This window comes from Achromobacter sp. FW305-C-30-7 (genome assembly GCF_058783105.1).
The window spans coordinates 395827-422396 of sequence record NZ_JBYSYI010000003.1 but is presented as its reverse complement, the minus strand read 5'-3'; the positions used below and the strand labels follow the sequence as shown (position 1 = coordinate 422396).

At 67.8% G+C, this 26570-nt stretch carries 25 protein-coding genes; 9 read left to right on the top strand and 16 right to left on the bottom strand.

The genetic code is table 11. The annotated features are described in order from the left end of the window. Nucleotides 1–49: 49 nt before the first annotated feature. Genes cuyB through AC3WOB_RS12580 form a run of 3 tightly spaced genes read right to left on the bottom strand, consistent with a single transcriptional unit; the run spans nucleotide 50 to nucleotide 3232 of the window. Nucleotides 50–784, bottom strand: coding sequence for a cysteate racemase (gene cuyB, locus AC3WOB_RS12590; RefSeq protein WP_207465059.1), 735 nt, complete (start codon nucleotides 782–784; stop codon nucleotides 50–52). Between the two features lies 1 nt (nucleotide 785). Then, complete coding sequence (locus AC3WOB_RS12585) at nucleotides 786–2252, bottom strand: N-acyl-D-amino-acid deacylase family protein (RefSeq protein ID WP_492275220.1); 1467 nt, start codon at nucleotides 2250–2252, stop codon at nucleotides 786–788. A gap of 2 nt (nucleotides 2253–2254) precedes the next feature. Further along, nucleotides 2255–3232, bottom strand: coding sequence for a Bug family tripartite tricarboxylate transporter substrate binding protein (locus tag AC3WOB_RS12580; protein ID WP_013393942.1), 978 nt, complete (start codon nucleotides 3230–3232; stop codon nucleotides 2255–2257). 133 nt (nucleotides 3233–3365) lie between these two features. Here AC3WOB_RS12580 and AC3WOB_RS12575 point away from each other — a divergent pair, with 133 nt between their 5' ends. Continuing rightward, nucleotides 3366–4337: a LysR family transcriptional regulator gene (locus AC3WOB_RS12575; protein WP_013393941.1), complete on the top strand. Its 972-nt coding sequence runs from the start codon at nucleotides 3366–3368 to the stop codon at nucleotides 4335–4337. Between the two features lie 35 nt (nucleotides 4338–4372). Here AC3WOB_RS12575 and AC3WOB_RS12570 read toward each other — a convergent pair whose 3' ends face one another. Continuing rightward, nucleotides 4373–4984, bottom strand: a complete 612-nt coding sequence (locus AC3WOB_RS12570) for a glutathione S-transferase family protein (protein WP_492275219.1) — start codon at nucleotides 4982–4984, stop codon at nucleotides 4373–4375. 80 nt (nucleotides 4985–5064) lie between these two features. Here AC3WOB_RS12570 and AC3WOB_RS12565 point away from each other — a divergent pair, with 80 nt between their 5' ends. Then, nucleotides 5065–6219 (top strand): PQQ-dependent sugar dehydrogenase, encoded by a 1155-nt coding sequence (locus AC3WOB_RS12565; protein ID WP_492275218.1) that lies wholly within the window; start codon nucleotides 5065–5067, stop codon nucleotides 6217–6219. Nucleotides 6220–6224: 5 nt separating this feature from the next. Next, nucleotides 6225–6863: a glutathione S-transferase family protein gene (locus AC3WOB_RS12560; protein WP_013393938.1), complete on the top strand. Its 639-nt coding sequence runs from the start codon at nucleotides 6225–6227 to the stop codon at nucleotides 6861–6863. 7 nt (nucleotides 6864–6870) lie between these two features. Here the strand turns inward: AC3WOB_RS12560 and AC3WOB_RS12555 are convergent, their stop codons facing one another. Both AC3WOB_RS12555 and AC3WOB_RS12550 read right to left on the bottom strand, forming a co-directional pair. Further along, nucleotides 6871–7791, bottom strand: a complete 921-nt coding sequence (locus AC3WOB_RS12555) for a DMT family transporter (protein WP_013393937.1) — start codon at nucleotides 7789–7791, stop codon at nucleotides 6871–6873. A 57-nt stretch (nucleotides 7792–7848) separates the two neighbouring features. Beyond that, complete coding sequence (locus AC3WOB_RS12550) at nucleotides 7849–8226, bottom strand: DUF423 domain-containing protein (RefSeq protein ID WP_013393936.1); 378 nt, start codon at nucleotides 8224–8226, stop codon at nucleotides 7849–7851. Between the two features lie 195 nt (nucleotides 8227–8421). On the opposite strand from AC3WOB_RS12550, the gene parS reads away from it, so the two are divergent. Continuing rightward, the gene (gene parS / locus AC3WOB_RS12545; protein ID WP_013393935.1) at nucleotides 8422–8889 is read left to right on the top strand and encodes a type II RES/Xre toxin-antitoxin system antitoxin; all 468 of its coding nucleotides are present in this window, start codon (nucleotides 8422–8424) and stop codon (nucleotides 8887–8889) included. Further along, nucleotides 8886–9401 carry an RES family NAD+ phosphorylase gene (locus AC3WOB_RS12540; protein WP_492275217.1) on the top strand — a complete coding sequence of 172 codons (516 nt, stop codon included), beginning with the start codon at nucleotides 8886–8888 and terminating at the stop codon, nucleotides 9399–9401. Before parS ends, AC3WOB_RS12540 begins: the two co-directional genes overlap by 4 nt. A gap of 1 nt (nucleotide 9402) precedes the next feature. Here the strand turns inward: AC3WOB_RS12540 and AC3WOB_RS12535 are convergent, their stop codons facing one another. From AC3WOB_RS12535 to rocD, 4 genes are all read right to left on the bottom strand, one after another. Beyond that, on the bottom strand, nucleotides 9403–10461 hold the full coding sequence (locus AC3WOB_RS12535; protein ID WP_492275216.1) for an alcohol dehydrogenase: 1059 nt from the start codon (nucleotides 10459–10461) through the stop codon (nucleotides 9403–9405). A 62-nt stretch (nucleotides 10462–10523) separates the two neighbouring features. Next, nucleotides 10524–11732: an ABC transporter substrate-binding protein gene (locus AC3WOB_RS12530; RefSeq protein ID WP_013393932.1), complete on the bottom strand. Its 1209-nt coding sequence runs from the start codon at nucleotides 11730–11732 to the stop codon at nucleotides 10524–10526. A 326-nt stretch (nucleotides 11733–12058) separates the two neighbouring features. Next, nucleotides 12059–12997 carry an arginase gene (rocF, locus tag AC3WOB_RS12525; protein ID WP_492275215.1) on the bottom strand — a complete coding sequence of 313 codons (939 nt, stop codon included), beginning with the start codon at nucleotides 12995–12997 and terminating at the stop codon, nucleotides 12059–12061. Nucleotides 12998–13020: 23 nt separating this feature from the next. Then, nucleotides 13021–14256, bottom strand: a complete 1236-nt coding sequence (gene rocD, locus AC3WOB_RS12520) for an ornithine--oxo-acid transaminase (RefSeq protein ID WP_492275214.1) — start codon at nucleotides 14254–14256, stop codon at nucleotides 13021–13023. Between the two features lie 162 nt (nucleotides 14257–14418). Between rocD and AC3WOB_RS12515 the strand changes: the two genes are divergently transcribed. Next, on the top strand, nucleotides 14419–15240 hold the full coding sequence (locus AC3WOB_RS12515) for a MetQ/NlpA family ABC transporter substrate-binding protein (protein WP_013393929.1): 822 nt from the start codon (nucleotides 14419–14421) through the stop codon (nucleotides 15238–15240). A 156-nt stretch (nucleotides 15241–15396) separates the two neighbouring features. Then, nucleotides 15397–16797: a sensor domain-containing diguanylate cyclase gene (locus tag AC3WOB_RS12510; protein WP_492275213.1), complete on the top strand. Its 1401-nt coding sequence runs from the start codon at nucleotides 15397–15399 to the stop codon at nucleotides 16795–16797. A 28-nt stretch (nucleotides 16798–16825) separates the two neighbouring features. Here AC3WOB_RS12510 and AC3WOB_RS12505 read toward each other — a convergent pair whose 3' ends face one another. Next, nucleotides 16826–18013, bottom strand: a complete 1188-nt coding sequence (locus tag AC3WOB_RS12505; RefSeq protein WP_492275212.1) for an MFS transporter — start codon at nucleotides 18011–18013, stop codon at nucleotides 16826–16828. 91 nt (nucleotides 18014–18104) lie between these two features. Here AC3WOB_RS12505 and AC3WOB_RS12500 point away from each other — a divergent pair, with 91 nt between their 5' ends. Beyond that, complete coding sequence (locus tag AC3WOB_RS12500; protein ID WP_013393926.1) at nucleotides 18105–18560, top strand: Lrp/AsnC family transcriptional regulator; 456 nt, start codon at nucleotides 18105–18107, stop codon at nucleotides 18558–18560. Between the two features lie 10 nt (nucleotides 18561–18570). Here the strand turns inward: AC3WOB_RS12500 and AC3WOB_RS12495 are convergent, their stop codons facing one another. From AC3WOB_RS12495 to AC3WOB_RS12480, 4 genes are all read right to left on the bottom strand, one after another. Next, nucleotides 18571–19740, bottom strand: coding sequence for a metallophosphoesterase (locus AC3WOB_RS12495; protein ID WP_492275211.1), 1170 nt, complete (start codon nucleotides 19738–19740; stop codon nucleotides 18571–18573). 136 nt (nucleotides 19741–19876) lie between these two features. Further along, a complete protein-coding gene (locus tag AC3WOB_RS12490) occupies nucleotides 19877–21103 on the bottom strand; it encodes an alpha-hydroxy acid oxidase (RefSeq protein WP_492275210.1) in 1227 nt (408 codons plus the stop codon). 91 nt (nucleotides 21104–21194) lie between these two features. Continuing rightward, nucleotides 21195–22058 (bottom strand): archaetidylserine decarboxylase, encoded by an 864-nt coding sequence (gene asd, locus AC3WOB_RS12485; protein ID WP_013393922.1) that lies wholly within the window; start codon nucleotides 22056–22058, stop codon nucleotides 21195–21197. A gap of 233 nt (nucleotides 22059–22291) precedes the next feature. Beyond that, nucleotides 22292–24646 carry a cytochrome P450/oxidoreductase gene (locus AC3WOB_RS12480; protein ID WP_492275209.1) on the bottom strand — a complete coding sequence of 785 codons (2355 nt, stop codon included), beginning with the start codon at nucleotides 24644–24646 and terminating at the stop codon, nucleotides 22292–22294. Between the two features lie 112 nt (nucleotides 24647–24758). Here AC3WOB_RS12480 and AC3WOB_RS12475 point away from each other — a divergent pair, with 112 nt between their 5' ends. Next, nucleotides 24759–25595 carry an IclR family transcriptional regulator gene (locus AC3WOB_RS12475; protein ID WP_041653707.1) on the top strand — a complete coding sequence of 279 codons (837 nt, stop codon included), beginning with the start codon at nucleotides 24759–24761 and terminating at the stop codon, nucleotides 25593–25595. Here the strand turns inward: AC3WOB_RS12475 and AC3WOB_RS12470 are convergent. Continuing rightward, the gene (locus AC3WOB_RS12470) at nucleotides 25592–26533 is read right to left on the bottom strand and encodes a LysR substrate-binding domain-containing protein (protein ID WP_013393919.1); all 942 of its coding nucleotides are present in this window, start codon (nucleotides 26531–26533) and stop codon (nucleotides 25592–25594) included. The genes AC3WOB_RS12475 and AC3WOB_RS12470 overlap by 4 nt on opposite strands. Nucleotides 26534–26570: the final 37 nt, after the last annotated feature.

Genomic DNA, 26570 nt, shown 5'->3' with positions numbered 1-26570 from the left:
GGCGCATCGCAAGATGCGCTTTTTTTTCGCTTCGCGGCCGGCAGGCGGTTCAAGCCGCCGCCAGTTCCTCGGCCTGGTAGTGCGCGATCGCTGCCCGCGCCAACGCGTCGATGGAATCCGTCAGCGTCACGCCCAGGCTGGGGCGCAGCGCGTGCGGCACGGCCAGCGGCAGTTCGGTGCAGCCCAGCACCACGGCATCCGCGCCGCGCGCCTTGAGGCGGGCGATGCATTCGGCGGCCGGGGCATAGGCGTCTTCCAGGCGGTTGGCCTTGACCGCGCGGATCGAACCCATGCAGTAGCGCTCGACTTCATCGTCGTCCGGCACGATGCATTGGTAGCCTTGCGCTTCCAGATGCCGCTGGTAGAGGCCCAGCTTCAAGGTGGCGGCGGTGCCCATCAGGCCGATGCGGCCGGAAGGCAGGCCCAGGCGGCGCAGGTCGTCGATGACGGCCTGGATGATGTGCAGCACCGGCACGCCGGTGGAGGCGGCGATCTGGTCGTACCAGAGGTGGGCCGTGTTGCAGGGAATGGCGATGAGCCGCGCGCCGGCGTCCTGCAGGAAGCGCACGCCTTCCTGCATGTAGGGCAGGGGATTCTCGCCGCCGGCCATGTAGGCGCTGGAACGGTCGGGAATGCGGGGGTCGTTGCGCAGCAGCGTGGGGATGTGCTGCTGGTCGATCGCGGCGGGCGTCAGTGCCGCCAGGCGCAGGGCAAAGGCCGCGCCGGCCATGGGGCCCATGCCGCCCAATACACCCAGGTAACAACCCTGGGAATAGTTGTTCACGTTATTCACTCCGAGGTAATGCCGTCCCGGGCGTCAGAACCTGGCCCGGGCGTTCGGCGCCGGTTCGTTCCCCGTCCCAGACCTGCTTGCCGTTGACCCAAACTGTCTGGATGCCTTGGCTTGCCTGAATGGGAGCTGAAAAAGTGGCCACATCTGTCACGGTGGCGGGATCGAACAGCACCAGGTCAGCATGATACCCCTCGCGCAGCAGTCCGCGCTGCGCGATGCCGTATTGGTCCGCGGCGAGGCCGGTCATTTTGTGGATGGCGGCTTCCAGTGTCAGCAGGCCTTGTTCGCGCACCATGGCGCGCAGCACGTGGGTGAAAGTGCCCCATTGGCGTGGATGCGGATGCGGGTCGAACGGCAGGCCGTCGGAACCCACCATGGTCAGCGGATGCGAGAAGATGCGGCCGACGTCGGCCGGGTCCATCAGGAAGTAGATGGCGCCGGCGGGCGCCAGGCGGGCGATGGCGGCTTCGTCGTCCAGGCCCAGTTCAGCCATCACGTCGCTGAAGTCGCGGCCGGTGGCCTCGGGGTAGCCCTTGGACCAGGTGATCATGGTGCGGCTGGCCAGCCGCGCCCGGTCCAGCCGCAGCATCGTGGAGGTGGCGGGGTAGGGATGGCAGTCCAGGCACACAGCCTGGGTGGCGGCGGCGCGGCTGATCAGGTCCAGGGTTTCGCGGCTGCGGCCGTGGTTGCGTTCGCCGGCCAGCTTGTGGTGCGAGAACACCACGCGGCAATCGAGTTCGCGGCCGATCAGCAGCGCTTCTTCCATGGCCGGGAGGATGTGATCGGCTTCGTCGCGCAAATGGGTGGCGTACACGCCGGGACGGCCGCGCAGCGGCGCGCAGACGTCGATGATTTCGTCGGTGGGCGCGGCGCTGGCCGGCGGGTAGAAGGTGCCGGTGGAAACGCCGAAGGCGCCCGCGTCCAGCGCTTCTTGCAGCAATTCGCGCATGGCGGTGCGCTCGTCCGTGTCGGCGGCGCGCGAGGTGTCTTCCATGACGGCCACGCGCAGCGTGGTGTGGCCGACCAGGGGCGCGACGTTGACGGCGGCGGGCGTGGCGCGCAGCGCGTCCATCCACGCGCGGAAGGTGCCGAAACGGAACAGCTCGGGCGGGCCCAGCAGATCCAGCGGTTGCGGGATCGCGGCGCCGGTCAGCGGCGCCAGGCTGATGCCGCAATTGCCGGTGACCACGGTGGTGATGCCCTGCGAGACCTTGGGCAGCATGTCCGGGTGCGCCAGCAGGTAGCCGTCGTCGTGGGTGTGGGAATCGATGAAGCCGGGCGCCAGCGTCAGGCCGCAGGCGTCGATGACGGGGACGCCGGCGGGATGGGCGAACTCGCCCAGCGCCGCGATGCGTCCGTCCAGCACCGCCAGGTCGCCCTGGCGGGCGGGGCCGCCGCTGCCATCGATGAGCGTGGCGCCTGCCACGATGAAGTCTGCTTGCAGCATGCGCGTGCTCATGTTCAATCGAGTTTCTCGATGCCGGCGCCGTCGATGATCTGTTGCCACTTGGCAGTTTCGCGGTCGATCAGCTGCTTGAAGTCGGCGGGCGAGCCGCTGGCCGGTTCGGCGCCCAGCGTGGCCAGGCCGGTGCGTACGTCAGGCGCCTGCAGCGCCTTCTGGATGGCGGCGTTCAGGGTGGCGACCACTTCCGGCGGCGTGCCCTTGGGCGCGACCACGCCGCCCCAGGCGACGGTCTCATAGCCCTTCAGGCCGGCTTCGTCCAGGGTGGGCACGTCGGGCATCAGCGCCAGGCGCTTCAGGCTGCTTACGCCGATGGCGCGGACCTTGCCGCTCTTGACCAGCGGGGTCGCTTCCGAGGTGTTGACGAACAGGTAGTCGAGGCGGCCGCCCAACAGGTCCTGGATGGCGGCGGGGCCGCCGTTGTAGGGGATGAACATGACGTTGATCTTGGCCATGCTCTTGAACAGTTCGCCGCCCATGTGGCCGGTGGTGCCCACGCCCGAGGCGCCGTAGGACAGGCGGCCGGGTTCCTTGCGGGCGCGGTCGATCAAGTCCTGCACGCTCTTGACCGGAGAGTCGGCCGGTACGATCAGCGCGTTGTACAGATCGAACAGATGCGCCACGGGAGTCAGGTCCGCGTCCACGTCATACGGCAGGCGCTTGAACAGCGAGCGGTTCACGGCCAGCGTGTTGATGTTGCCGTAGCCGACCGTGTAGCCGTCGGGCGCGGCGCGCTTGACCAGGGCGATGCCGATATTGCCGGCGGCGCCGGGGCGGTTTTCGACCACCACGGTGGCGCCGGTGTCGCGCGCCAGCTGGGTCGTGATCAGGCGCGACAGCACGTCGGGCGAGCCGCCCGCGGCGGACGGCACCACGAAGGTGATGGGCTTGTCGGGATAGGCGCCGGCGGTGGCCGTGGCGGTCAGGACGGCGCCGAGCGCCAGCGCGGAAAGGCCGCGGATGACTTTGCTGTGCATGGTGGATTTCCCCTGGTTTTCTAGTGTTGAGGCGGGCAGGTTACACCCCGGGACGGCGCTCGCCCTCATCGAAAAATGTCGAAAACCTATAATCGGGCGTTATCGGTTTGGGGCTGATTTGCCAGGGGAAAAAATGGATGAGCATGCCTACGCGGACGAGGTCGGACCCACTGCCGGTCGGCCTTTGAACCTGCGCCAGATCGAGGTGTTCCGGGCCATCATGATGGCCGGATCGATCAGCGGCGCGGGGCGCATGCTGCATGTGTCGCAGCCCGCGGTCAGCCGCGTGCTGGCGCTGACCGAGAGCCGGCTGGGCTACAAGCTGTTCGAGCGCGTGAAGAGCCGGCTGTCGCCCACGGCCGAGGCGCGCCGGCTGTACGCGGAAGTCGAGCAGGTCTATGGCGGCATCCAACGCGTGAACGATCTGGCGGCCAGCCTTGGCCAATCGGGCGCGGGCATGCTGAAAATCGTCGCCAGCGCCAGTTTCGGCCAGCGCCTGATACCGATGGCGCTGGACCGTTTCCGCGGCCGCAACGCCGACGCGCGGGTCGATTACCGCAGCGTGACCTTCGATGAACTGGCAGCGTATTTCCTGTCGGGCCAGGCGGACATCGGCGTTTCCATGCAGCCGCCCGATCATCCCAATCTACGGTCCGTGCGCCTGGCGCAGGTGCCGATCCTGTGCGCGCTGCCTGCCGGCCATCCGCTGGCGGCGCGCGAAGTCGTACAGCCGGAGGATTTCTCCACGGCGGCCTGGATCGGCTATCCGCGCGACACGCCGCTGGCGCGGGCGCTCAAGCCTTTCTTCGGCGAGGGGCCGGCTTGCGCGGCGGCGGTCGAGGTGCATTCGCCCGTGACTGCTTGTTCGTTCGTGCAGCAGGGTTTGGGGCCGGCGCTGGTCGATGCCTGGTGCGTGACGCCGGACCAGGCCGCGCATATGGTGTTGCGGCCGATATCGCCGCAGGCCAGCGTGGACATCTGGGCCACGCATTCGAATCTGAGCGCGCCGCCCTTGCTGGCGCGGCGCTTTCTGGCGGCGGTGAAGAAGACGCTGGAAGAGGGCGCGCCGCCCGATCTGGCAGAAGCGTCGGACGCTTCCCGCTGAGGGCTTGCGCCAGTCGGCGCAAGCCCCGGAAAGCCTTACAGGCCTTCGGCCTTGAGCGCGGCCTGCACGCCCTTGTCGGCTTCCATGCGCTTGAAGAAGGCGGCCAGGTTATCCAGGCCCGACAGGTTCACTTCCTTGCCGTGCGCCCAGCGCAGCACCACGTACAGGTAGGCGTCGGCGATGGAGGGCTTGTCGCCGGTCAGGTAGGACTTGCCGGCGAGCTGGCCGTCCAGCTGCGCGAACAGCTTGCTCAGCAGCGCGGAAGCGGATGCCGCCAGTTCCTTCTGCGCGGCTTCGTCGCCCAGGAAACGCGGGGCGCCGAAGATCATCGAGAAGGTCTTGTGGATATCGGAGTTGATAAAGCCCAGCCAGCGGCGCACTTCGGCGCGCGAGCGCGGCGTGCCGTCGCCCAGCAGGTTCAGTTCCGGGGCATGTTCAGCCAGGTATTCGAGGATGGCGGCGTTCTGCGTCACGGTCCAGCCATCGTGTGCCAGGGCCGGCACGGCGCCCAGCGGGTTGACCTTCAGGAACTCCGGGCCCTTGAGCTCGTCGCGGCTCAGCTTGTGCGTTTCATAGGGTTTGCCGATCCATTCCAGAACGATATGGGATGCGAGCGAGCACGCGCCGGGCATGTAGTACAGTTTCATCAGATGGGGTCTCCTGAGAGCAAGGACGGGGATCTCCGTTCCTGGCCGATATGGTACGCCACCCGTTGCCGGAGATGCCCATGCCGTCACGCCCCGCCGCGATTACGCGCGCGCTGTTGCTGTCGTTCACGCTGTGCGCCGCGTTGGCGGTGTCCGCGCAGCCCGGTCCCGAACCCGCTTCCGTCCCGGCCCGCGTCACGGCCGTGGTGGGCGGCCTCAACCATCCCTGGGCCATGGCCTTTCTGCCCGAGGGCGGCGTGCTCATTACCGAGCGTCCCGGCAGTCTCAGGCTGCTGCGCATTCCGGGCGGATTGTCCAAGCCATTGGCCGGCGTACCCAAGGTCGCGGCGCAGGGCCAGGGCGGCCTGTTGGACGTGGCGCTGTCGCCGGATTTTGCCAAGGACAGATACGTCTACCTGTCTTATGCCGAAGCCGAGGGCTCGAAGAGCGGCACCGCGGTAGGCCGCGGCCGGCTGTCCGCCGACGGCACGACGCTGGAGGATTTCCGTGTGCTGTTCCGCCAGCAACCCAAGCTGTCGTCAGGCCTGCATTACGGCTCGCGGCTGGTGTTCGACGGTAAAGGCTATCTCTACATCTCGCTGGGCGAAAACAACCAGCGGCCTACCGCGCAGGACCTGGACAAGCTGCAAGGCAAGGTGGTGCGGCTGAAGGTCGACGGTTCGGTGCCGACCGACAATCCCTTCGTCGGCCAGGCCGGCGCGCGGCCCGAGATATGGTCCTACGGCCATCGCAATCCCCAGGGCATGGCGCTCAACCCCTGGACCGGGCAGCTCTGGGAAAACGAACACGGCCCCCGCGGCGGCGACGAGATCAATCTGGTCCAGCGCGGCAAGAACTACGGCTGGCCGCTGGTCACCCACGGCATCAACTATTCCGGCCAGCCCATCCCCGAAGCCAAGGGCGCGGAACTGCCCGGCATGGAGGCGCCGCTGTACTGGTGGCCCAAGTCGCCGGCCATCAGCGGCATGGCTTTCTACAACGCGGACCGGTTTCCGGCCTGGCGCAACTCCGTATTCATCGGCGCGCTCGCCAACCAGAATCTCATCCGCCTGACCTTGGACGGCGACCGCGTGGTGGCCCAGGAGTGGCTGCTGACGGACCGCAAGCAGCGGATACGCGACGTGCGGCAAGGGCCGGACGGCTATGTGTACGTGTTGACCGACGCCTCGCCGGGCGAATTGCTGCGCCTGGCGCCGGCAGAACAGGGAGGATGAACGCCATGAAACCGTATGAGCTGATCGGGTCCGCCGGTTGCGGATCCGCCATCGTCGAGATGGCGCTGGTGCTGGCCAATGTGCCGCATACGCTGACAGACCTGCCGTACCTCAAGCCCTGCGCCGAGCGTGACAGGCTGCTGCAATTGAATCCCCTGGGGCAGGTGCCCACGCTGGTGCTGCCGGACGGCGGGGTCATGACCGAGAGCGCCGCCATGATCCTGCACCTGAACGACGTGGCGCCCCAAGCCGGGCTGGCGCCTGCGGCCGACAAGCCGGAACGGGCGCTCTTTCTCAATTTGCTGATCCGCCTGGTGGCGGCGGTCTATCCCACGTTCACCTACGGCGACGATCCCCCGCAGTGGACCAGCGCGGGCCCGGCCGCCGAACTGCTGCGCGAGCGAGTGCACTCGCGGCGGGCGGACATCTGGCTGGAGCTGGAGCGCCAGGCCGGCGCGCCGCACATGCTGGGCCGGCGTTTTTCGGCGCTGGACCTGTATGTGACCGTGATGACGCGCTGGCGTCCGGGGCAGGCGTGGTTCGCATCCGAATGTCCTGCCTTGACGGCCGTGGCGCGCGAGGCGGCGCTGGAACCCAACGTGGCGCGGGTGCTGCGGCGACATTTTCCGCCGCCCACGGAATAACGCGTCGTCAGCCTTTGGCCGGCTTGCGGGTGCGGGACTTGGACTTGGCCCGCGCTTCGCGCACGGCGATGTAGACGCCGCTGCCGGCGATGAAGAGCGCACCCAGATAGGCATAGGCGTCCGGGGTCTCGTGCCAGAAGACCCAGCCCAGGACGGTGGCCCAGATCAGTCCGGTGTAATCGAAGGGTGCGACCACCGAGGCGGGCCCGATGCGGAATCCCTGCGTGATCAGCGCCAGGCCCAGGGTGCTGAACAGCGCGACCGCGCCGAAGTACGGCAGGTCCGCCATCGCGGGCTGCTCCCAGACCAGGGGCAGCGCGACCGCGCTACAGACCAGCTGGCCCAGCACGATGTAGAGCGTGGTCGTCAGCATGCCTTCGTTGCGGTTGATGCCGCGGGCCGTGATCATCATTACCCCGTAGAGCATGGCAGTGATCAGCGGCAGCAGGGTTGCGGCCTGGAAGGTGGCGGCGCCAGGCCGCACCACGATCAGCACGCCGGCAAAACCGGCCAGCACGGCCAGCCAGCGCTTGCCGTCCACGCGCTCCTTCAGGATCAGCACCGATAGGGCCGTCACGAACAGCGGCGCGGCGAAGGCGATGGCGGTGGCCTCGGCCAGCGGCAGCGTGCGCAGCCCCAGATAGAAGCAATAGGCGGACACCACGTTGATGGCGCCGCGCGTCAGGTGCAGCCCGGCATGGGCGGTGCGCAAGACCCGGCGCCCACCCAGCCACAGCGCCAGCGCCATGACGAAAGGCAGGGCGATGAGCGCCCGCAGGAACAGGATCTGCAGCGGGTTGTAGTGGGCGCCCAGCCATTTTGCATTGGCGTCACTCAGGGTCAGAAAGAAAATGCCGCCCACCACACAGGCAATGCCTGCTGCGGCGGATTGGGTCTGGGGGGCGGGCAGTACGGAAGAAGTGGACATCTACAGCCTGGGAGGGTGGGCGGTTCCGGCCGCCTGAAAAGGAAAAGAGGAGGGAATTCAGCCTTGGGCGCGATAGGCCGCCAGCGCGACCATGGCCCAGGACGCCAGGAAGGCGACGCCGCCGAAAGGCGTGACCGCGCCCAGCCAGTGCGTGCCCGTCAGGGACAGCACGTACAGGCTGCCGCTGAACAGCACAATGCCGACGAACATCACCACGCCCGCCGCGGACAGCAGGGGCGAGCCGTAGCGGGCGCCCAGCAGCGCGACCACGAACAGGCCCAGCGCATGGATCAGGTGATACAGCACGCCGGTCTGCCAGACGGACAGCAGTTCCGGCGTGAGCATGCGCTTGAGGCCATGGGCGCCAAACGCCCCGGCGCCCACCGCCACCATGAGATTCAACGCCGCGAGTATCGTCAGCTGCCGGTCCGTCATCGCCAGTCCTTATTAGTGTCTGATTAATCGTGTTACAGCCGCCTATGATATGCCCAAATCCGGCGCCTATCTGGAGGCATGGCATTGTTAGGGACGGATCTTGTGATGGTGTTTCCAAATGGGATATCATGAATTCTATTTGGAATTCATGGTGTGTCCGCCGCCGTGGACGCCCAGACTTGCAGGAGCCAGGCCATGAGCGTAGCCGCCCTCGAAAAAACCCCCGCCAAGCGTCCGTCGCGCCATGCCGCGGCGCGCGCCAAGCAGTTGTTCCGCAGCCTGGTCGACAGCCCCCTGGTCGACATGGCGCGCGACGTGCGCCGCGGCCTGCCCGCGCAGATGGTGGACGACGCCGCCGACTACCTGCAGGTGCCCAAGTCTGAAATCATGGCCATCACCGAGGTCAAGGCGGCTTCGCTGTCGCGCTGGAGCCGCGAAGGCCTGATGCTGCCCCTGGGCGAATCCGACCGTCTGGCACGCGTGGCACGGGTGGCGCGGGTGGCGCGCCAAGTGCTGGGCAGCGACGAAGAGGCGGTGGCCTGGCTGAACACGCCGGTGCCCGCGCTGGGCAACGTCAAGCCGCTGTCGCTGCTGACCTCCGACGCCAGCAGCCGCATCGTCGAGGACACGCTGGCGCGCGCCGCGGCGGGCGTCTACGCATGACCGACGACAGCGTTTCCATCTGGCGCATCGGCACCACCGCAGGCAAGTACCGCGCCGACGATGTGAGCGGGGCGGGGGCCGCGGCCGTGGGCGGGCGCTACAACAGCCCCGGCACGCCAGTGGTCTATGCCTCGGCCAGCGTGGCGCTGGCGGTGCTGGAAACCGTGGTGCACTTTGCGGCGCGCGCGTCCGAGCAGGCCAACCGCTATCTGATCGAACTGGCCGTGCCGCCCGCCGTGCATGAAGCCCGCCAGACGCTCAGCCTGACGCAACTGCAAGAGGATTATCCGTTCTGGGATGCGGTGCCTTTCGCCGAGGCCTCGCAGGCCGTGGGCGACAACTGGGTACAGTCCGGCGTGTCGGCGCTGCTGGAACTGCCCAGCGCCATCGTGCCCTATCGGGGCGTGCCGGATTGCAATTTCCTGATCAATCCGGCGCACCCCGACGCCGAGCATATCGTGGTGGTGCGGCGAGACCGCTTCATCTACGATCCGCGCCTGCGGCCCGTCTAGTTCAGTTCGTCAGCACCGCGCGGCCCACCACCTTGCCGGCCCGCAGCGACGCCAGCACGCTGTCGGCGTCGGCCAGCGCATGGCGGTGCACCGGCATGGGCGGCACCTTGCCGGCCCGCACCAATTCCATCAGTTCCTGCAGCTCGGCCAGGTTGCCGACGTAGCTGCCGACGATGGACAGGGCCTTCATGGGGATTAGCGCGATCGGCCAGGACGAGGCGCCGCCGAACAGGCCCACGATGATCAGCTTGCCGCCCTTGGTCAGGAAGTCGAAGGCCAGCGAGGTGGTCGCGGGCGCGCCGACCAGATCGATGGCGGCCTGCACGGGCTTGCCGCCGGCCGCCTTGATGATCTGCTGCGCGGCGTCGAGTGCCGCGCCGTCGATGGCAGCCAGGGCGCCGGCTTCCAAGGCGGCCTGCCGCTTGGCCGGGTCGATGTCGACCACGATGGCGCCCGCACCGCCCAGGGCCTTGATCAGCGTGAGGCTCATCAGGCCCAGGCCGCCAGCGCCGAAGATGACCACGGGGTGCGAGCGGTACACGTCGGCGCCGATCTTCTTCAGCGCGGAATAGGTGGTGAGCCCGGAGCAGGCATAGGGGGCGATCTGCGCGGGATCGAGGTCGCCGATGTCGATCAGGTAGCGCGGGTGCGGCACCAGGATGTGGTCGGCGTAGCCGCCGGCGCGGTGCACGCCCAGGCAGGCGGGCGCGGAGCAATGGTTTTCCATGCCGGCCAGGCAAGGCGGGCAGTTGCCGCAGCCGATCCAGGGATAGACCAGGTAGTTGCGGTCGGCCGACAGTCCCTGGGCGTCGGGGCCGGCGGCGACCACGGCGCCCACGGTTTCGTGGCCCATGGTCAGGGGCAGCGAGACGCCGCGGTCCTTCAGCGACAGCGTGCGGCCCTGGCCCAGGTCGTAGCCGCCTTCCCACAAGTGGATATCGCTGTGGCAAACGCCCGCTGCGCGTACCTTCAGCAGCACCTGCGACCCCTGCGGCGTCGGGGTGGGCGGGTTCATTTCCTGCAGGGGTTCGCGGAAGTTCACGACGCAATAGCACTTCATGGGATGTCTCCTCCTGGGTGTTTTTAACGGCCGGCCCGCAGGGCGGGCGCGGCGCGGCAACGCTATTTCTTCACGCTCGGGCATTCACTGTCCGCCAAGGACACGAAGACCTTTTCGCCTGGCACCGTGGACAGGATGCGGTAGAAGTCGCCGGGATATTTGGATTCGGCGGGTTTCTTCACTTCGACCAGATACAGATCCATGATGACGCGGCCGTCTTCGGGGCGCACCCGGGCATTCTTGATCAGTTTGGTGGTGATGGGCAACTCGCGCATCTTCTGGTTGACGGTGGCGCCGTCGAAGGAACCGGCGGCCTGGGCGGCCTGCAGGTAGTGCGTGGTGGCGACGTAGCTCAACGCCTGCACGATGGACGGCGCGCGCGTCACGCCCATCTTCTTCTGCCAGCGCTGGGTCCAGGCGCGGGTGTCTGCATCGGCGTCCCAGTAGAAGCCGGTGGGGAAGGTCAGCCCTTGCGCCACCGGCAGGCCCATCGCCTGCACGTCGTTGATGAAGGTCAGGAAAGTCAGCATGCGCTGCTTGCCACCGGTCAGGCCGAACTCCTGGGCCTGTTTGATCAGGTTGACCAGATCGCCGCCGGCGCTGGCCAGGCCCACCACGTTGGCCTTGGACGATTGCGCCTGCACCAGGAACGAGGCGAAGTCCATGGCGCCCAGGGGATGGCGCGTGCTGCCCAGCACCTTGCCGCCCGCCGCGTCGACGAAGCGCGAGGCGTTCGCTTCCAGCGACTTGCCGAACACGTAGTCGGTGGTGATGAAGTACCAGGACTTGCCGCCGCTTTCGACCACGCTCTTGACTACCGCGTTGGCCAGGGCATAGGTGTCGGGCGCCCACTGCGTGCTGAGGTTGCTGCACTGCTTGCCGCTGAAGTCGCCGGCGAAGCCGCCGCTGATGAGAGCGGTTCCGCCTTTTTCCCGCGCCACGCCTTGCGCGGCGAGGCCCGCGGAGCTGGCGCCGCCGTCCACCACGGCCACCAGGCCCTGCGTGTCGAACCAGCGGCGCACCAGGGCCGAGGCCACGTCCGCCTTGTTCTGGTTGTCCGCGCCTATGACTTCGACGGTCTTGCCGGCCACTTTGCCGCCGAAGTCCTCGACCGCCATGCGGACCGCCATTTCCGAGCCCAGGCCGCCCAGGTCCGAATAGATGCCGGAACGGTCGTTGGACACGCCCAGGCGCACCACGTCGGATTGGGCTTGGGCCGCGCAGGCGGCCAACGAGGCGGCCAGCGCCGCCAACAGGGGTTTGATACGCATCTGCTTGCCTCCCGGCCCGAACGGGCCGATTTATTGGTTTTTCGTTTGATGCTGTGTATCCGCTTGCGGGGCGCCAGCTCTCCACCTGGCTGAAAACTAATTCACAATGGTGAAAGAAAATTCCTGTGCAAGAACTTAGATTCGCACATGTGAAAAGTCAACAGAGGGGATTTCCCAGGCCGGGGGGCGATCCGCCGGACTCGTCGGGGCGGGCGAGGGGGGGGCGCCGAAATAGGGGAGTCAGGCAGAGCGCGCGCGGGTCATGTGCCATGCGCGGCCCGAGCCGGCGCATGGCTGTCACCGCATGGCGCAGGGGGCAGGCCGGCTCAGGAGCCGCGGCGCATCAGGGTGGACTTGCCGAACAGGCTTTCGATCAGGTCCACCGCCAGTTCCGCGGTCTTGTTGCGCACGTCGAAGGCCGGGTTCAGCTCCACCACGTCCAGCGAGCGCATCAGGCCGGTATCGGCGATCATTTCCATGCAGAGCTGGGCTTCGCGGTAGGTCGGGCCGCCCGCCACGGTGGTGCCCACGCCGGGGGCGATTTCCGGATCCAGGAAATCCACGTCGAAGCTCACGTGCAGATGGGTGTCCTCGTCCAGCCCCGCCAAGGCCGCTTCCATGGTGGCGCGCATGCCCATTTCGTCCAGGTAGCGCATGTCGAAGACTTCCAGGCCGGCTTCGTGGACCAGGCGCTTTTCGCCCTGGTCCACGCTGCGTATGCCGATCTGCCGCACCCAGCCCGGTTCGATGTCGGGCGTTTGGCCGGACAGTCCGGTGATCTGCGCCGGACCGTAGCCGCACAGGCAGGCCACGGGCATGCCATGGATGTTGCCGGTGGGCGTCAAGGCGTTGGTATTGAAATCGGCATGGGCGTCCAGCCACAGCACCCGCAGCTTCTTGCCCGCTGCGCGGCAGTGGCGCGCCACCGCGCTGATCGAGCCTATGCCCAGGCAGTGGTCGCCGCCCAGCAGGATGGGCAGGCGGCCCTGGCTCAGCTCTTCGTAGACAGCGTCGTGCACCGCGCGGTTCCACGCGGCCACTTCGTCCAGATGGCGGTAGCCGTCCACGGGTGGCAGCCAGGGATTGGCGGGTCCGTAGAGGTTGCCGCGGTCGGTGACCTGAAAGCCCTGGGCCTCGATGACCGGACCCAAGTCCGCCACGCGCAGGGCCTCCGGACCCATGGAGGCGCCGCGCGCGCCGGCGCCGATGTCTGTGGGCGCGCCGATCAGGGTGATGTGTTGGGGCAGGTTGGCGGTGTTCTGCAAGTCGCGGACTCCGGTGGGGGGTATCAAGTGGCGGATAGTACCGCGCTCAACTGATCGCAAGCCCAGTCGATCTGCTCGCGCGTCACGATCAGGGGCGGCGACAGGCGCAGCGTGTGGCCGTGGGTGTCCTTGACCAGCATGCCGCGTGACTGCAGGCGTTCGCACCACAGGCGCGCGCCGCCGGCGTCGGGCTCCAGTTCCACGGCCAGCATCAGGCCGCGTCCGCGCACTTCGCGCACCGGGCCGGGCAGGGTGCGCAGGCGCTCCAGGAAGTACGGGCCCATGGCGGCAGCGTTTTCTATCATGCCTTCCTCGGTCAGCACGCGCAGCGCGGCGCGCGCGATGGCGCAGGCCAGCGGGTTGCCGCCGAAAGTGCTGCCGTGCTGGCCCGGCTGGAATACGCCCAGCACGTCGGCGTTGGACAGCACCGCGGACACCGGATAGAAGCCGCCCGACAGCGCCTTGCCGATCAGCGTCACGTCGGCCTCAATGCTTTCATGTTCTTCGGCCAGCAGCTTGCCGGTGCGGCCCAGGCCGGTCTGGATCTCGTCCAGGATCAGCGTGATGCCGCTTTCGGTGCAGCGTTGGCGGACCCGGGCGAAATAGCCCGCGGGCGGCAGGACCACGCCGGCTTCGCCCTGTATGGGTTCGACCAGGAAGGCCACCGTATTGGGCGTGATGGCGGCGTCGAAGGCATCGTAGTCGCCGAAGGGCACGACCTTGAAGCCCGGCGCGAAAGGCCCGTAGTGGCCGTAGGCGTCGGGGTCGGTCGAGAATCCCACGATGCCCAGCGTGCGGCCATGGAAGTTGTTGGCGCAGACGATGATCTCGGCCTGGTCCTGCGGCACGCCGCGCACTTCGTAGCCCCATTTGCGCACCGCCTTGATGGCGGTTTCCACGGCTTCCGCGCCGCTGTTCATCGGCAAGATCTTGTGCGCCCCGGTCAGGCGCGCCAGGTCTTCGTAGAACGGCGCCATCTGGTCGTGGCGGAAGGCGCGCGAGGTCAGCGTGAGCTTCTGCGCCTGCTCGTTCATGGCGGCGAGGATGGCGGGGTGGCAATGCCCCTGGTTCACGGCCGAATAGGCCGACAGGCAATCCAGGTACTTGCGGCCGTCCACGTCGTAGAGCCAGACGCCGCTGCCGCGCGCGATGACCACGTCGAGGGGATGGTAGTTGTGCGCGCCGAGCTGGTCTTCCACGCGGTCGCGGTGGCTGGCGGCGGACTGCGCGCCCGATTGGGTGTTCAATACCGCGCTCATGAGGGTCTCCCGCGGAGGTATTGCAGCCATCTTAGCGCCGCCAGCCGCTCCGCGGCATTGCCATTGCGTGACAAAAGGGCATTGCGGGCGGCCGCAGCAGGCTGCTGCACAATAAGCGCTTGTGCCGGGCAATGCCCTGTTTTTGATATCTGGATGGTCCTTATGTTTCTGCATCAACTGCTTCTGAAACTTACCCGCCGCGTTGCGGCCGCCGGGCTGGTCCTGGCTTGCGCAAGCAACGCCATGGCGCAGGACAAGCCGCTGCGCATCGGCGTGATTCCGAGCGTCGCGAACGCCGCCACCGAACTTGCCATCGCCCAGGCCAAAAAGGAAGGGTTGGACGTCAAGCTGGTGGAATTCAACGACTGGGTGCTGCCGAACATCGCGGTGGCCGATGGTTCGGTGGACGCGAACTTCTTTCAGCACGAACCTTTCCTGGAACTGTTCAACCAGCGCCGCGGCGCCAACCTGAAGCCCATCGCCTACGGTTATTCCACCACCATTGGCCTGTTTTCGAAGAAGCTGAAGAAGGGCGACGCGATGCCCGAGGGCGCGACCATCGCGGTGCCGAACGACCCGGTCAATACCGGTCGCGCGCTGTTGCTGCTGGAATCCATCGGCCTGATCAAGCTCAAGCCCGGCGTGGCGCATCAGGCCGCGCTGGAAGACGTGGTGTCGAACCCCAAGAAGCTGAAGTTCGTGCCGATTGAAGGTTCGCAGTCCGCGCGCACTTTCGACGACGTGACCGCGTCCGTCACCTACACCACCTTTGCCAAACAGGCCGGCTTGAACGAAAAGGACGGCCTGGCCTTCGACAACACCGATCCGGCCAATGTGCGGCGCTATGCCATCCGCTGGGTGGCCACGCCGGCCGGCGCGCAGGACCCGCGGCTGCTGAAGTTCATTTCGATCTATCAGAATTCGGCCGAAGTGAAGGCCAAGCTGCGCAGCTTGTACGGCGATCTGATCGACTTTCCCTGGTAGCGCGCAGGGGCCTGGCCAAGGGGGCGTTGACGATTCTTGCCAGTTGGGCTCAGGGATTACTCGTATACTGGCCCCGATTTTTAACCCCTCGGCCTGTAGTCGCCACGATGGCCGCTATGCGGAGGGCCGCGCCGTCCTCCCCTCGATAGCAGAGCCATGCGTATTCCATCGTCTGATGATGTTGCCCATGCCCAGGTTCTGGCCGTGCAAGATGGCCGCATCCTGGCGGCCGCCAGCGCAATTCTGGCGGCGGGCCAAGACCGTTTTTTCCAGACGCTGGCCGGGCGCGCCGTGCAGGACATGGGCGCGGATTACGCCTGGGTCCGGCTGGATCAAGCCGATGACGCCGCAGGGCTGATCGCCAGCGCCAGTTGCCGCGACGGCATTGCCGCGGACCTCGCGGGCGCAGACGAGGCGGTGCATGCCTTGTTGGCGGACCGCGCGGCCTACGCCTGCCTGGATGGTATGCCGCAAGACGAGCCTTGGTTGAGCGAGGCCGGTGTGCTGGCCTGTGTGGCGCGCACCCTTTACGACGCCAATGCGGTGGCCTGCGGCCACATCGTTTTTGCGTTCAGGCGGGCGCTGACAGACGTGTCCGCCTATGCCAACGCGCAAGATATCCTGGCCGCGTATGCGCAACACGCCGTGCTGGGCGTGGCTGCCCGCGATCGCGAACTGGCGCGGCTCAACGAAGTCATTGTGCAGTTCGGCGCGCTGTTCAGGACGGCGCCGGTGCTGATCAACGCCTTCGATGCGGACGGCCGCTGTACCTTGTGGAACGACGCCTGCGCGCGCCGCTTCGGCTGGTCAGAAGCCGAGATCAAGCAGAGCCCGGACCCGTTCGCGCTGTTCTATCCTGACCCGACGGTCCGGGACCGCGCGATGGATAGCGTGGTCGCGCGGCCCGACCGCTCTTTCCGCGAATGGCAGCCGCGCACGCGCGACGGCGAGCTGTTGTCGGTGCTGTGGTCCAACGTCAGGTTGCCCGACGGCAAAGTGGTCAACCTGGGCATGGACGTCACCGAAAGCCGGCGCGCCGAAGCGGCGCTGGCGCGGATGGCCAGGGTGGACAGCTTGACCGGCTGCTGGAACCGCGCCGAAATCCTCAAGCGCATGGAAGACCGTCTGGCAGACGGCCGGCACGGGGAGGTCGGACCGACCACGGCGCTGATGCTGGACCTGGATTACTTCAAGCAGGTCAACGACCGCTATGGCCATCTGGGCGGAGACGTCGCGCTGCGGCACTTCTGCGATCAGCTGCGCACCTGTCTGCGCGAAGGCGATTCGATAGGGCGGCTGGGCGGCGAGGAGTTCCTGGTGCTGCTGGCCGATGCGGACGCGGCGGTGGCGCGCGCGATCTGCGAACGCTTGCGCGCCAGCCTGCGGCAGCATCCGGCGGACATAGACGGGTCGGTGGTGACGCTGTCGGTCAGCGGCGGCATCGCCGGTTTTCTACCCGGCGATGCCACGGCGTCTGATGTGCTGCGCCGCGCCGACTTCGCGCTCTATCAGGCCAAACGGTCGGGCCGGGACTGCGCCGTGGAATACCGGAGCTGAGCGGCGATCCGGCGATAGCCTTGGCGGTTCAGGCGGCAGCCTGGCCGCGCGCCGCGCGCCGGCCGTTCAGGCGCCAATGCAGGCCTAGCGCCGCGGCGGCCAGCGCGCTAGCCGCGGCCAATCCCAGCGCTTCGAAGCCGGCATGGGTATACAGGGTGCCGGCGATGGCAGTGCCCACGCTTGCGCCCAGGTAGGTGGTGCAGGTGTTCAGGCCGAGTACCGCGCCGCGCTCTTCGGGCCGGGCGCGCGACAGCAGCAGCACCAGCAGGTTCAGGCTCAGCTGCGAGGCCGCGCCCCATAGCGTGGCGATGGCGAGCACCGCGGCCAGCGCATGGGCGGCCGGCAGCAGCCCCAGGTACACCAGCGCGATGACGCCCAGCGCCAGCGGCAGGGCGCGGCGCGGACCCAGCCGCTCGATCAGCGGGGCGCCGGCCACGCCGGCCAGCAGGAACCCGGCGCCGTAGGCAAACGCGATGAAGCCCACTTGCCCGGCGCTCAGCCCCAGCAGGCCGCGCACGTGGTCGGCCAGGAACGCGTACACGCCATAGAACGCCGACGAGAACGCCAGGCAGCCCAGCAGCAAGGCGGGCACGTCGCGGTAGGACAGGGGCGCCAGCAGGCGCGATAACCGCAGCGGGGCGGGATTGTCCGCGCGGCGTTCCGGCAGCTTGCGCAACCCCAGCACGGCAATCGCCGCGCATAGCGCCAACGTGCCGTAGGTAGCGCGCCAGCCCACGGCATCGGAGATCAGCGCTGACAGTGGCACGCCCGCCACCAGCGACACGGACCAGCCCGCGATGACGCGGCCCAGCGTGCGGGCTTCCTGGCCGGGCTGAGCGATCAGCGAGGCGGATCCATAGGCCGCAGGCAGGATGACGCCCGCCGCGGCGCCTGCCAGGGCTTGCGCCAGCGTCAGCACGATCCAGTGCGGCGCGCAGGCGGACAGGATCAAGGCGGCGATCAGCACGGCCATCGCGCCCAGGAGCGAGCGGCGGATGCCGATGCGGTCGATGCGGGCGGCCAGGAAGAAGGCGCTGGCGGCGGTGGCCGCGCCGTAGGCGGAAATAGCGGTGCTGATGGTCAGCGGCGAGGTGGCAAAGGAGCGCGCCACGTCGCTCAGGATGGGGCTGAGCGCCAGGCCGTTGGAGCCTACGACGCTGACGGCGAACATCAGGGCGGGGACGGAAGAAGACTGGCGGGTGCTACGGTTCTGCATCGCCAAATTTTATTGGAATAAAATAAGGGTTAACGCGTATATTTCCTTATTCCATAAAAGTTCGAATGCCGTTCGGCAGAACCCGATTCCAATGCCTGATCTTGATGACCGCGACCGAAAGCTGTTAACGCTGCTGGCCGACGACGCCTCCCCCAGCTACGCCGAACTGGGCAAATTGCTGAACCTTTCCGCCCCGGCCGTGCATGAACGGGTCAAGCGCCTCAAGCGCGACGGCCTGATCAAGGGCATCGCCGCCAAGCTGGACGGCGCCCGGATAGGGCGGCCGCTGCTGGCCTTCGTGCACGTGGACACCAACAACTGGACCATCACGCAGCAGGTGCTGGGGCTGGCCGAACTGACCGAGGTGGAAGAGATCCACACCATCACCGGCAAGAGCGCGATGCTGTTGAAAGTGCGCGTGCGCGACACGCAGGCGCTGGAATCGCTGCTGGCGCGCATCCATCAGATCGACGGCATCACCAACACCACCAGCGACATCGCGCTGACCAGCTATCTGGAGCGCGGGCCCTTGCCGGACAACGGCTGAAGCGCGCTGTTCAATTGGCCGGCGCCGCGCGCAGCCGCAGCCGCGTGATCTCGGACGGGGCGCCCAGGCGCTTGGGCGGCCCCCAATAGCCCGTGCCGCGGCTGATGTAGATCCACATTTTGCCCAGGCGGTGCAGGCCCGCCGTGTAGGGCTGCTGGAACCGCACGAAAAAGCCCCAGGGAAAGAACTGCCCGCCATGGGTATGGCCGGACAATTGCAGGGTATAGCCCAGTGGCTCGGCCGCCGCCGCGCTGCGCGGCTGATGCGCCAGCAGGATCCTGGGCAGGGCGTCGGCGGGCGCGCCGGCCAGCGCGGCCTTGGGGTTGCTGCGCTGCTGCGGGTCGAAGGAACCGGCGCTGTAGTCGGTAATGCCCGCCACCACCACGGGCAGGCCGGCGGGGTGGATGACCACGTGCTCATTCATCAGCACGCGCAGCCCCATGCGGCGGAATTCGGCGATCCAGGGCGTGGCGCCCGAATAATATTCATGATTGCCGGTGACCAGGTACACGCCGTGGGTCGCCCGCAGCTGGCCCAGCGGGCTGGCCTGGGCTGCAAGCTGTTCGACGCTGCCGTCGACCACGTCGCCGGTGATGGCGACCATGTCCGGCAACTGCTCATTGACGGCGTCGACGATGGCCTGCACGTAGCGCTTCTTGATGGTCGGGCCGACGTGGATATCGCTGATCTGCACGATGGTGAAGCCGTCCAGGTCGGGCGCCAGCCCGGCGATAGGGACGTCCACGTCCACGATACGCGCCCGTTTGCGGGCGTTGTACAGGCCAATCAAGGTGCCGGCGAGGGCCAGTACGGGCACGGGCCAGGCGCTGATCCAACGCAGCGTGGTCCAGGGCAGGTCGGCGCCGATGATCAGGTTCGCCAGCCAGGTCACCAGCAGCAGCGCATCGCGCAGCACGGTCAGCACGAATAGCGACGAGAACAGGCCCATGGCGAACAGCCCGACCCAGGCGATGCGGTCGCCCCAAGGCGGGTGCACGGAAGAACGGCCCAGCATTCCCAGCGGAATCAGGATGCACGACAGCAGCAAGGCCAGGATGGCGACGGCGGAACCTGCGCCGCCCAACTGGGCATCCGGGATCAGGCGGGCGCCCACGTAGACGTGAGCCAGGGCCCCCAGGGTCAGGAAGCGCAGGAAGAAAGAAGATTGGCGTAGGGACACGGCGGCTCTGGGGCGCGCCGGGCCGGAAGCAACGGCGCGCGTGGCAAGGGAACCGCCATTCTATGACGGCTGCGCGCGCGGCCAGCGCGTGCGCAAGACTCCTTTGTCGTGACCAGGCCCTGGGCCAGATGCCGCATCAACTTGCGGCCATGGTTTCGCGCACCAGCAGGTCCGCCTGCATTTCCCGCAGGTTGTTGATGCCCAGCATCGCCATATTGCGGTCAACCTCGGCGCGCAGCAGGCCGATGGCGTGCGACACACCGGCTTCGCCGCCGACGGCGGCCGCATAGTTGAAAGGCCGTCCGACGAAGACAAAGCTCGCGCCCAGCGCCAGGGCCTTGAGCACATCGCTGCCGCGGCGCACGCCGCTGTCCATCATCACGGTCATGCCGCCCGCCGCCGCGACCACGCCGGGCAGGGCGCGCAGCGGCGAGACCGCACCGTCCAGCTGGCGGCCGCCATGGTTGGACACGATGATGCCGTCGGCCCCGTGCTGCCGCGCCAGCGCCGCGTCCTGCGGATGCAGGATGCCCTTGATGATGAGCGTGCCCGGCCATTGGCTGCGGATGCGCGCCACGTGCTCCCAGCTGAGGTGGTCGCGCGCGCTGAAGTCGCGCAGCACCGACGCCGACACTATCGGCGCGCCGCGCGTGGCGAAGGAGTTCTCGAAATGCGGCATGCCATGAGATAGCAGCGTGCGCATGAAGGTGCCGGCCAGCCAGCGCGGCCGCGTCAAACCGTCCCAGGCCAGGCGCAGGCTGGGCTTGAGCGGGGTCGAGAACCCGGTACGCACATTGTTCTCGCGGTTGGCCGACACGGGAATGTCCACCGTCAGCACCAGCGTTTCGAAGCCGGCGCGGCGGGCGCGTTCGACCAGGGCGTCGATGCGCTGCGGGTCGCCGGGCAGATAAGCCTGGAACCAGGTGCCGGGCGCTGCGCGGATAACGTCTTCCATCGGAATCAGCGAGGTGCCGCTGAGGATGGCGGGTATGCCCTGTTCGCGGGCGGCGCGCGCCAGCACGATGTCGCCGCGGTAGGCCGACAGCGCGCTGATGCCCATGGGGGCGATGCCGAAGGGCGAGGCATAGCGGCGGCCGAAGATCTCGGTCTGCTGGGTGCGGCGCGATACGTCCACCAGCACGCGCGGCGAAAACGAATATTGCGCAAAGGCGCTGCGGTTGCCGCGCAGGGACTGGTTGTCTTCGGCCGCGCCCGCGACGTAGCCGAATATCGGGCGCGGCAGGCGCCGTTTGGCGGCGGCCTCGAAATCGTCCAGCGACAGCATGCGCGCCAGCGCGCGCGGCAAGGGGCGGTCGGCCGAGGCGGCGCGGGGACTGGCAGTGGTCGAGATGATGGATGTCATGGCGGGCCGGTAAAAGCCCGTAATCTAGCAACGCCGATTCATCGCATAAAGCGAATAAAACCAGACATCCAGTTTCGAATAAATCGAAATATCAGGCAGGCAGCGCCATTAGTTCGCCCATGCGCACCGGACCCAGCACGGAGGGCGTGTCGGCCCAGCGGATCTGGTTGGGGCCGAACAGCACGATGGCGGTGGAGCCCAGCTTGAAACGGCCCATTTCCGCGCCCTTGGCAAGATGGATCGGGGCGCGCGCCGCGTCGTCGTAGCGGGTGGATTTGACGCGGCGCTTATGCGGCGTGACCAGGCCGGCCCATACGGTCTCGATGGAGGCGACGATCATCGCGCCCACCAGCACCAGGGCCATCGGGCCGTGCTCGGTGTCGAAAATGCAGACCACGCGCTCGTTGCGCGCGAACAGGCGCGGCACGTTGCGCGCGGTCAGCGGGTTGACAGAGAACAGGCGGCCCGGCACGTGGATCATTTCGCGCAGGGTGCCGGCAACCGGCATGTGCACGCGGTGATAGTCCTTGGGCGACAGATAGATGGTGGCGAATTGGCCGCCCTGGAACGGCGCCGCGCGCTCGGCGTCGCCGCCCAGCAGGTCGGCCACGCCGTAGTTGTGGCCCTTGGCCTGGAAGATGCGGCCGTGCTCGATCGCGCCCATCTGGCTGATGGCGCCGTCGGCGGGACAGACCACCGAACCCGGTTCGTCGTCCAGCGGCCGGGCGTCTTCCTTGAGCGCGCGCGTGAAGAAGTCGTTGAAGCAATCGTAGGCCAGCGGCTCTTCCTGCAGCGCTTCGCGCATGTCCACGCCATAGCGGCGGACAAAGCGCGAGATCATCCAGTTCTTGACCGCCGGTTCCCGGCAGTCGGATGCGTACCCGAAGAGCCGCGACACCAGGTGGTGGGGGGCGAGATACTGGCTGGCGAGGAAAAGTTGGTCTTTGATCGACATCTAGGAGCGCTGAGAAATGACCCCGCGGCTGGCCGCGGCATGGGCAAGCCCCGTTGGGGGCCCGCCTGCAGGCCCGGGACTGGCCGCGTCAAAAAACGTCGTCCCGCGTTGCAGCGGGACGGCGTGGTGATGAGCAGAGGGTGAATTCTACCGCTTTCAGGCGCACTTCAGGCATATGGATGCGCGCATGCGGCGTCGGGCGCAAGGACCCGGCGCCGCATGCATGCAGGCCGCTACAGCTCCAGCACGATGCGCCCGCCCTGGGCGCGCGAGCAGCAGGCCATCATGCGGGTGCCGGCCTCGCGCTCGGCGCGGGTCAGCACCACGTCGCGGTGGTCGACCGCGCCGCCCAGCACGCGCACCTCGCAGGAGCCGCAGAGTCCTTCCTCGCAATCGCTCTGCACGTCGATGTTGGCGCCGCGCAGCGCGCTCAGCAGGGTCTGGCCGGCCGGCACCTGGACCACGATGCCGGAGTCCTTCAACTCGGCCTCGAAGGCATGCTCCTTGGACGGGTCCAGCGTGGCAAGCGTGGAATGGAAGTGCTCCACGCGCAGGCTGTCCTCGGGCCAGGCGCTGCATGCGGCCTGCAAGGCGTCCAGCATGCGTTCGGGGCCGCAGGCGTAGATCTGCGTGCCGGCTTCGGGACGGGACAGCAGGGCGGCGAAGTCGTTGCGGCTGCCTTCGCCGCTGATGTGCAGGCGCAGGCGCTCGCCATGCAACTGCTGCAGCTCTTCCAGCATGGCCATGCAGGCGCGCGAGCGCCCGCTGTAATGCAGTTCGTAGGCCATGCCCAGTTCACGCGCGCGGCGCGCCATGGCGCTGATGGGCGTGATGCCTATGCCGCCGGCGATGAAGATCAGGCGCTTGGCGCTTTCATCCAGGCGGAAGTGGTTGCGCGGACCGCGCGCGCGCACGATGCTGCCGGCGCGCAGGTGCTGGTGGATCCAGGCCGAGCCGCCGCGACCCGCCGTTTCCTTGAGCACGGCGATCTCCAGCGCATTCGCGGCCGCCGGATCGCCGCAAAGCGAGTATTGGCGCGACAGGCCCGTATCGCCGCATTCGACGTCGATGTGCGAGCCCGGCGTCCAGCGCGGCAGCGGCTTGCCGTCAGGCGATTCCAGCCGGATGCGCGCGATGCCGTCGGCCGCGGCCGTGACCTGGGTCACCACCAGCTTGCGGCTGATGGCATGGGTGGAGGGTTCGCCGATGCGCACCGGCTGCGCTTGGTCTAGCAGGGCGGGATCGCGGCGCTCGGGGTTGTCGGCTGGGTTCCATTCCACCCACAGATGCTCCGGGCCGCGGAACGAGGTGTTGGGCACGTAGGTGAACTGCTGCTGCGCCAGGCGCATGTGCGGCAGGCGGCGAGTCAGTTCTTCCAGGAAGATCTGCATCTCCATGCGCGCCAGGTTCTTGCCCATGCACTGGTGCGCGCCATAGCCGAAGGTCAGTTGGTCGCTGGCGTTGTCGCGGCGGATGTCGAAGAAGTCGGCGTCGGCGAAATGGCGCTCGTCATGATTGGCCGACGAGGACACGATCAGCAGCTTGGCGCCCGCCGGGATCGCCACCCCGGCGATCTCGGTGTCGCGCGTGGCCAGGCGGCGCCAGGCCGCGACCGAGCCATTGTGGCGCAGGCATTCCTCGACCGCGTTGGGCAGCAGCCCGGGGTCTTCGCACAGTTCGCGCCAGGCGTCGGGATGCTGCAGCAGCAGCTTGATGGCGTTGGCCGAGGCGTTGGCGGTGGTCTCGTGGGCCGCGACGATGCCGGCCATCATCATGGAATGCAGGTACGAGTCGGTCACGACCTCGGGATGGTCCTTCTGCTTGCGGATGCCGTACTGCATCCAGCCCGGCGCATCGGGATCCTGGCGCATCTTGTCCAGGATCTTGCCTGCCAATTGCCAGAAATTGCCCACCGCGTGCGCGACCTCAACTTGTTCCTCGGGCTTGGGCCGGCCCCAGGTGTTGACGGTGTGCGCAATGGAGTATTTGCGCAGCAGGTCCATGTCTTCCTCGGGCACGCCCAGGAAGTGCAGGGCCACCGTGAGCGGCACTTCCCACAGCATCTGGTCCACCAGGTCGGCGCGGCCGTCGTCGATGAAGCGGTCCACGTATTCGCGCGTCAGGCGCCGCACCATGGGTTCGTGGTGCTTGAGCTCGTCCGGGGTGAAGGGATCCATCAGCACGCGGCGGCGCGGCATGTGGGCCGGCTCGTCCTCGTTGACCAGCGTGCGGTTCATGGCGTAGCCATAGGTGGCCAGCACGGCGTTGGCCTCTGGGCCGGTCGGGGTGATCTTTTCCAGCGCGATCGAGGGGCTGTAGGTGTGGTTGTCGCGGAACACCGCCTTGATGTCGTCGTAGCGCGTCACCACCCAGTAGCCCAGCTTGGGGCTATAGAACACGGGTTCCTGTTCGCGCGCCCAGCGCACGTATTCGGGCGGATCCTGCTGGTAGCCGTCGCCGAATGGATCGAATTCCGCCGCGCGCGGGCTGACCGGACAGGCTTGGGCCCGGGCCAGCGCGGCGTGGTCGATGGGACAGCCGCCGGTGTTGGCGGGCGGGGTGGGTGCGGGGGTGGAAGGGTGGCCCATGGTGTCGCTCCGAATTACAATTGCGTAAATCATATACGCATTGCGTAATTATTCAATTGGGGTAATCTCCGGGCTGCGTCCCCAGCCGCCCGGCCGCTCCTTCATCGCACCCATGAAACAGACTCCCGATCCTTCCTCCGTCCCCGCCACGACCGCCGAGACGCCGCGTCCGCGGGAAAGGCGCCAGCGTGTACAAGCTGCCGAAACCGGCATGGCCGTGCTCAAGGGGCTGGGCCGGCTGGGCGGGCGCGCCAGCCTTACGCTGCTGGCCGCGCAGGTGGATGAAAGTCCCGCCAAGGTGCACCGCTATCTGGTCAGCCTGATGGAAGAGGGCCTGGTGGCGCAGGATGCCGCCACTCAACAGTACTACCTGGGCCTGGAGGCGATGCTGCTGGGCCTGGCCGCGCTGCGCCAGGCCGATCCCATCCGCCTGGCCGAACCCAGCCTGGTGCGCCTGCGCGAAGACCTGGAAGTGACCTGCTTCATCGCGGTCATGGGCAACAAGGGACCTACCATCGTGCGCTTCGAGGAGCCGGGCCTGCCGGTGACAGTGAACGTGCGCATGGGCTCGGTGCTGTCCATGCTCTGGTCGGCGACCGGGCGGGTGTTCCTGGCTTTGCAGGACGATGCGCGGGTGCGGGCGCTTGCCGAGGCTGAACTGGCGCGCGCGCCGGCCGACATGCGCGCGCAGCTGGATGCCGCCGACCCGATCGGCCGCCTGCGCCGCGAGGTGCTGGCCGCGGGCTGCGCCTCGGTGCGCGATACCAATTTGAAGGGCATCAGCGCCGTATCGGCGCCGCTGCTGGACCACAACGGCCGGCCCTGCGCCGCGCTGACCGCGCTGGGCGCGACGGGCGGCTTCGACGCCGCGACGGACGGTCCGATCGCGCAGGCGGTGCGGCGCGAAGCCGAGGCCGCCAGCGTGCTGCTGGGTTATCAGGCGCCTTAGTCCGACTGGGCCTGACCGGCGCCTCCGGACAAGCTGCGCAGCCATTCCATCGCCGCCTGCACCACCGGCATGCCCGCCGTATTGCGATTCACCACGGCGCCGATGGCGCCGAAGTTGGCTTCCAGCCGCAGCGGCAGCACCGCCACGCCGCCTTGCCGCTCGCAGTAGCGCGCAATCGCCTGGGGCAGGGCCGCCAGGCGGTCGTCCTGGTCCAGCAGCGCCAGGGTGGCCAGCAGCGAGTTGGACTGGATGCTGGAATCGGGCGGGCGCGCCCCGGCATGCACGAAAGCCTCGTCCAGTCGCTCGCGCATCATGGTGGCTTCCAGCGGCAGCACCCAGGGCCAGCGCGCAAGTTCGGCGGCCTCCAGCGCGTCGCTTCCGACCAGCGGGTGGCCGGGGCGCGCCACCACCAGGATCGGTTCTTCGTGCAGGCGGATCACCTCGCAGTCCGCCGGCAGCAGGCGGCTGCCCAGGCGGCCCAGCACGATGTCCAGCTCGTCGCGCGCAAGCTTGTCCATGAGTTCTCCGAGCGCGCCTTCCACCAATTTCACCTCCAGGCGGGGCGACTGGCGCAACAGATGCGTGATCAGTTGCGGCGCGAGTTTGGGCGCGGCCGAGGGCAAGGTGCCCAGGCGCAGCAGGCTGGCGCCGCGCTCTTCGGCGGCCAGCAATTCCGCGGCCACCCGCTGGGCCGCGCCCAGGCTGTGCCGGGCGTGGCGGATCATAACCATTCCGGCATTGGTCGGTAGGGTGCCATGGGTCCCGCGCTCGAATAGCGCATAGCCCACCTGTTCCTCCAACTGCGCCAGCGCCTTGGACGCGGCGGGCTGGGACATATGCAGGCGCTCGGCGGCGCGGCCCAGGTGACGCTCGTCGTCCAGCGCGACCAGCAGTTCGGCATGACGCCGCTTGAGATGAGTGCTGGCGCGCTCTGGCATGGCGATTCATATTCATATGGTTATGAATCGTTCAGTT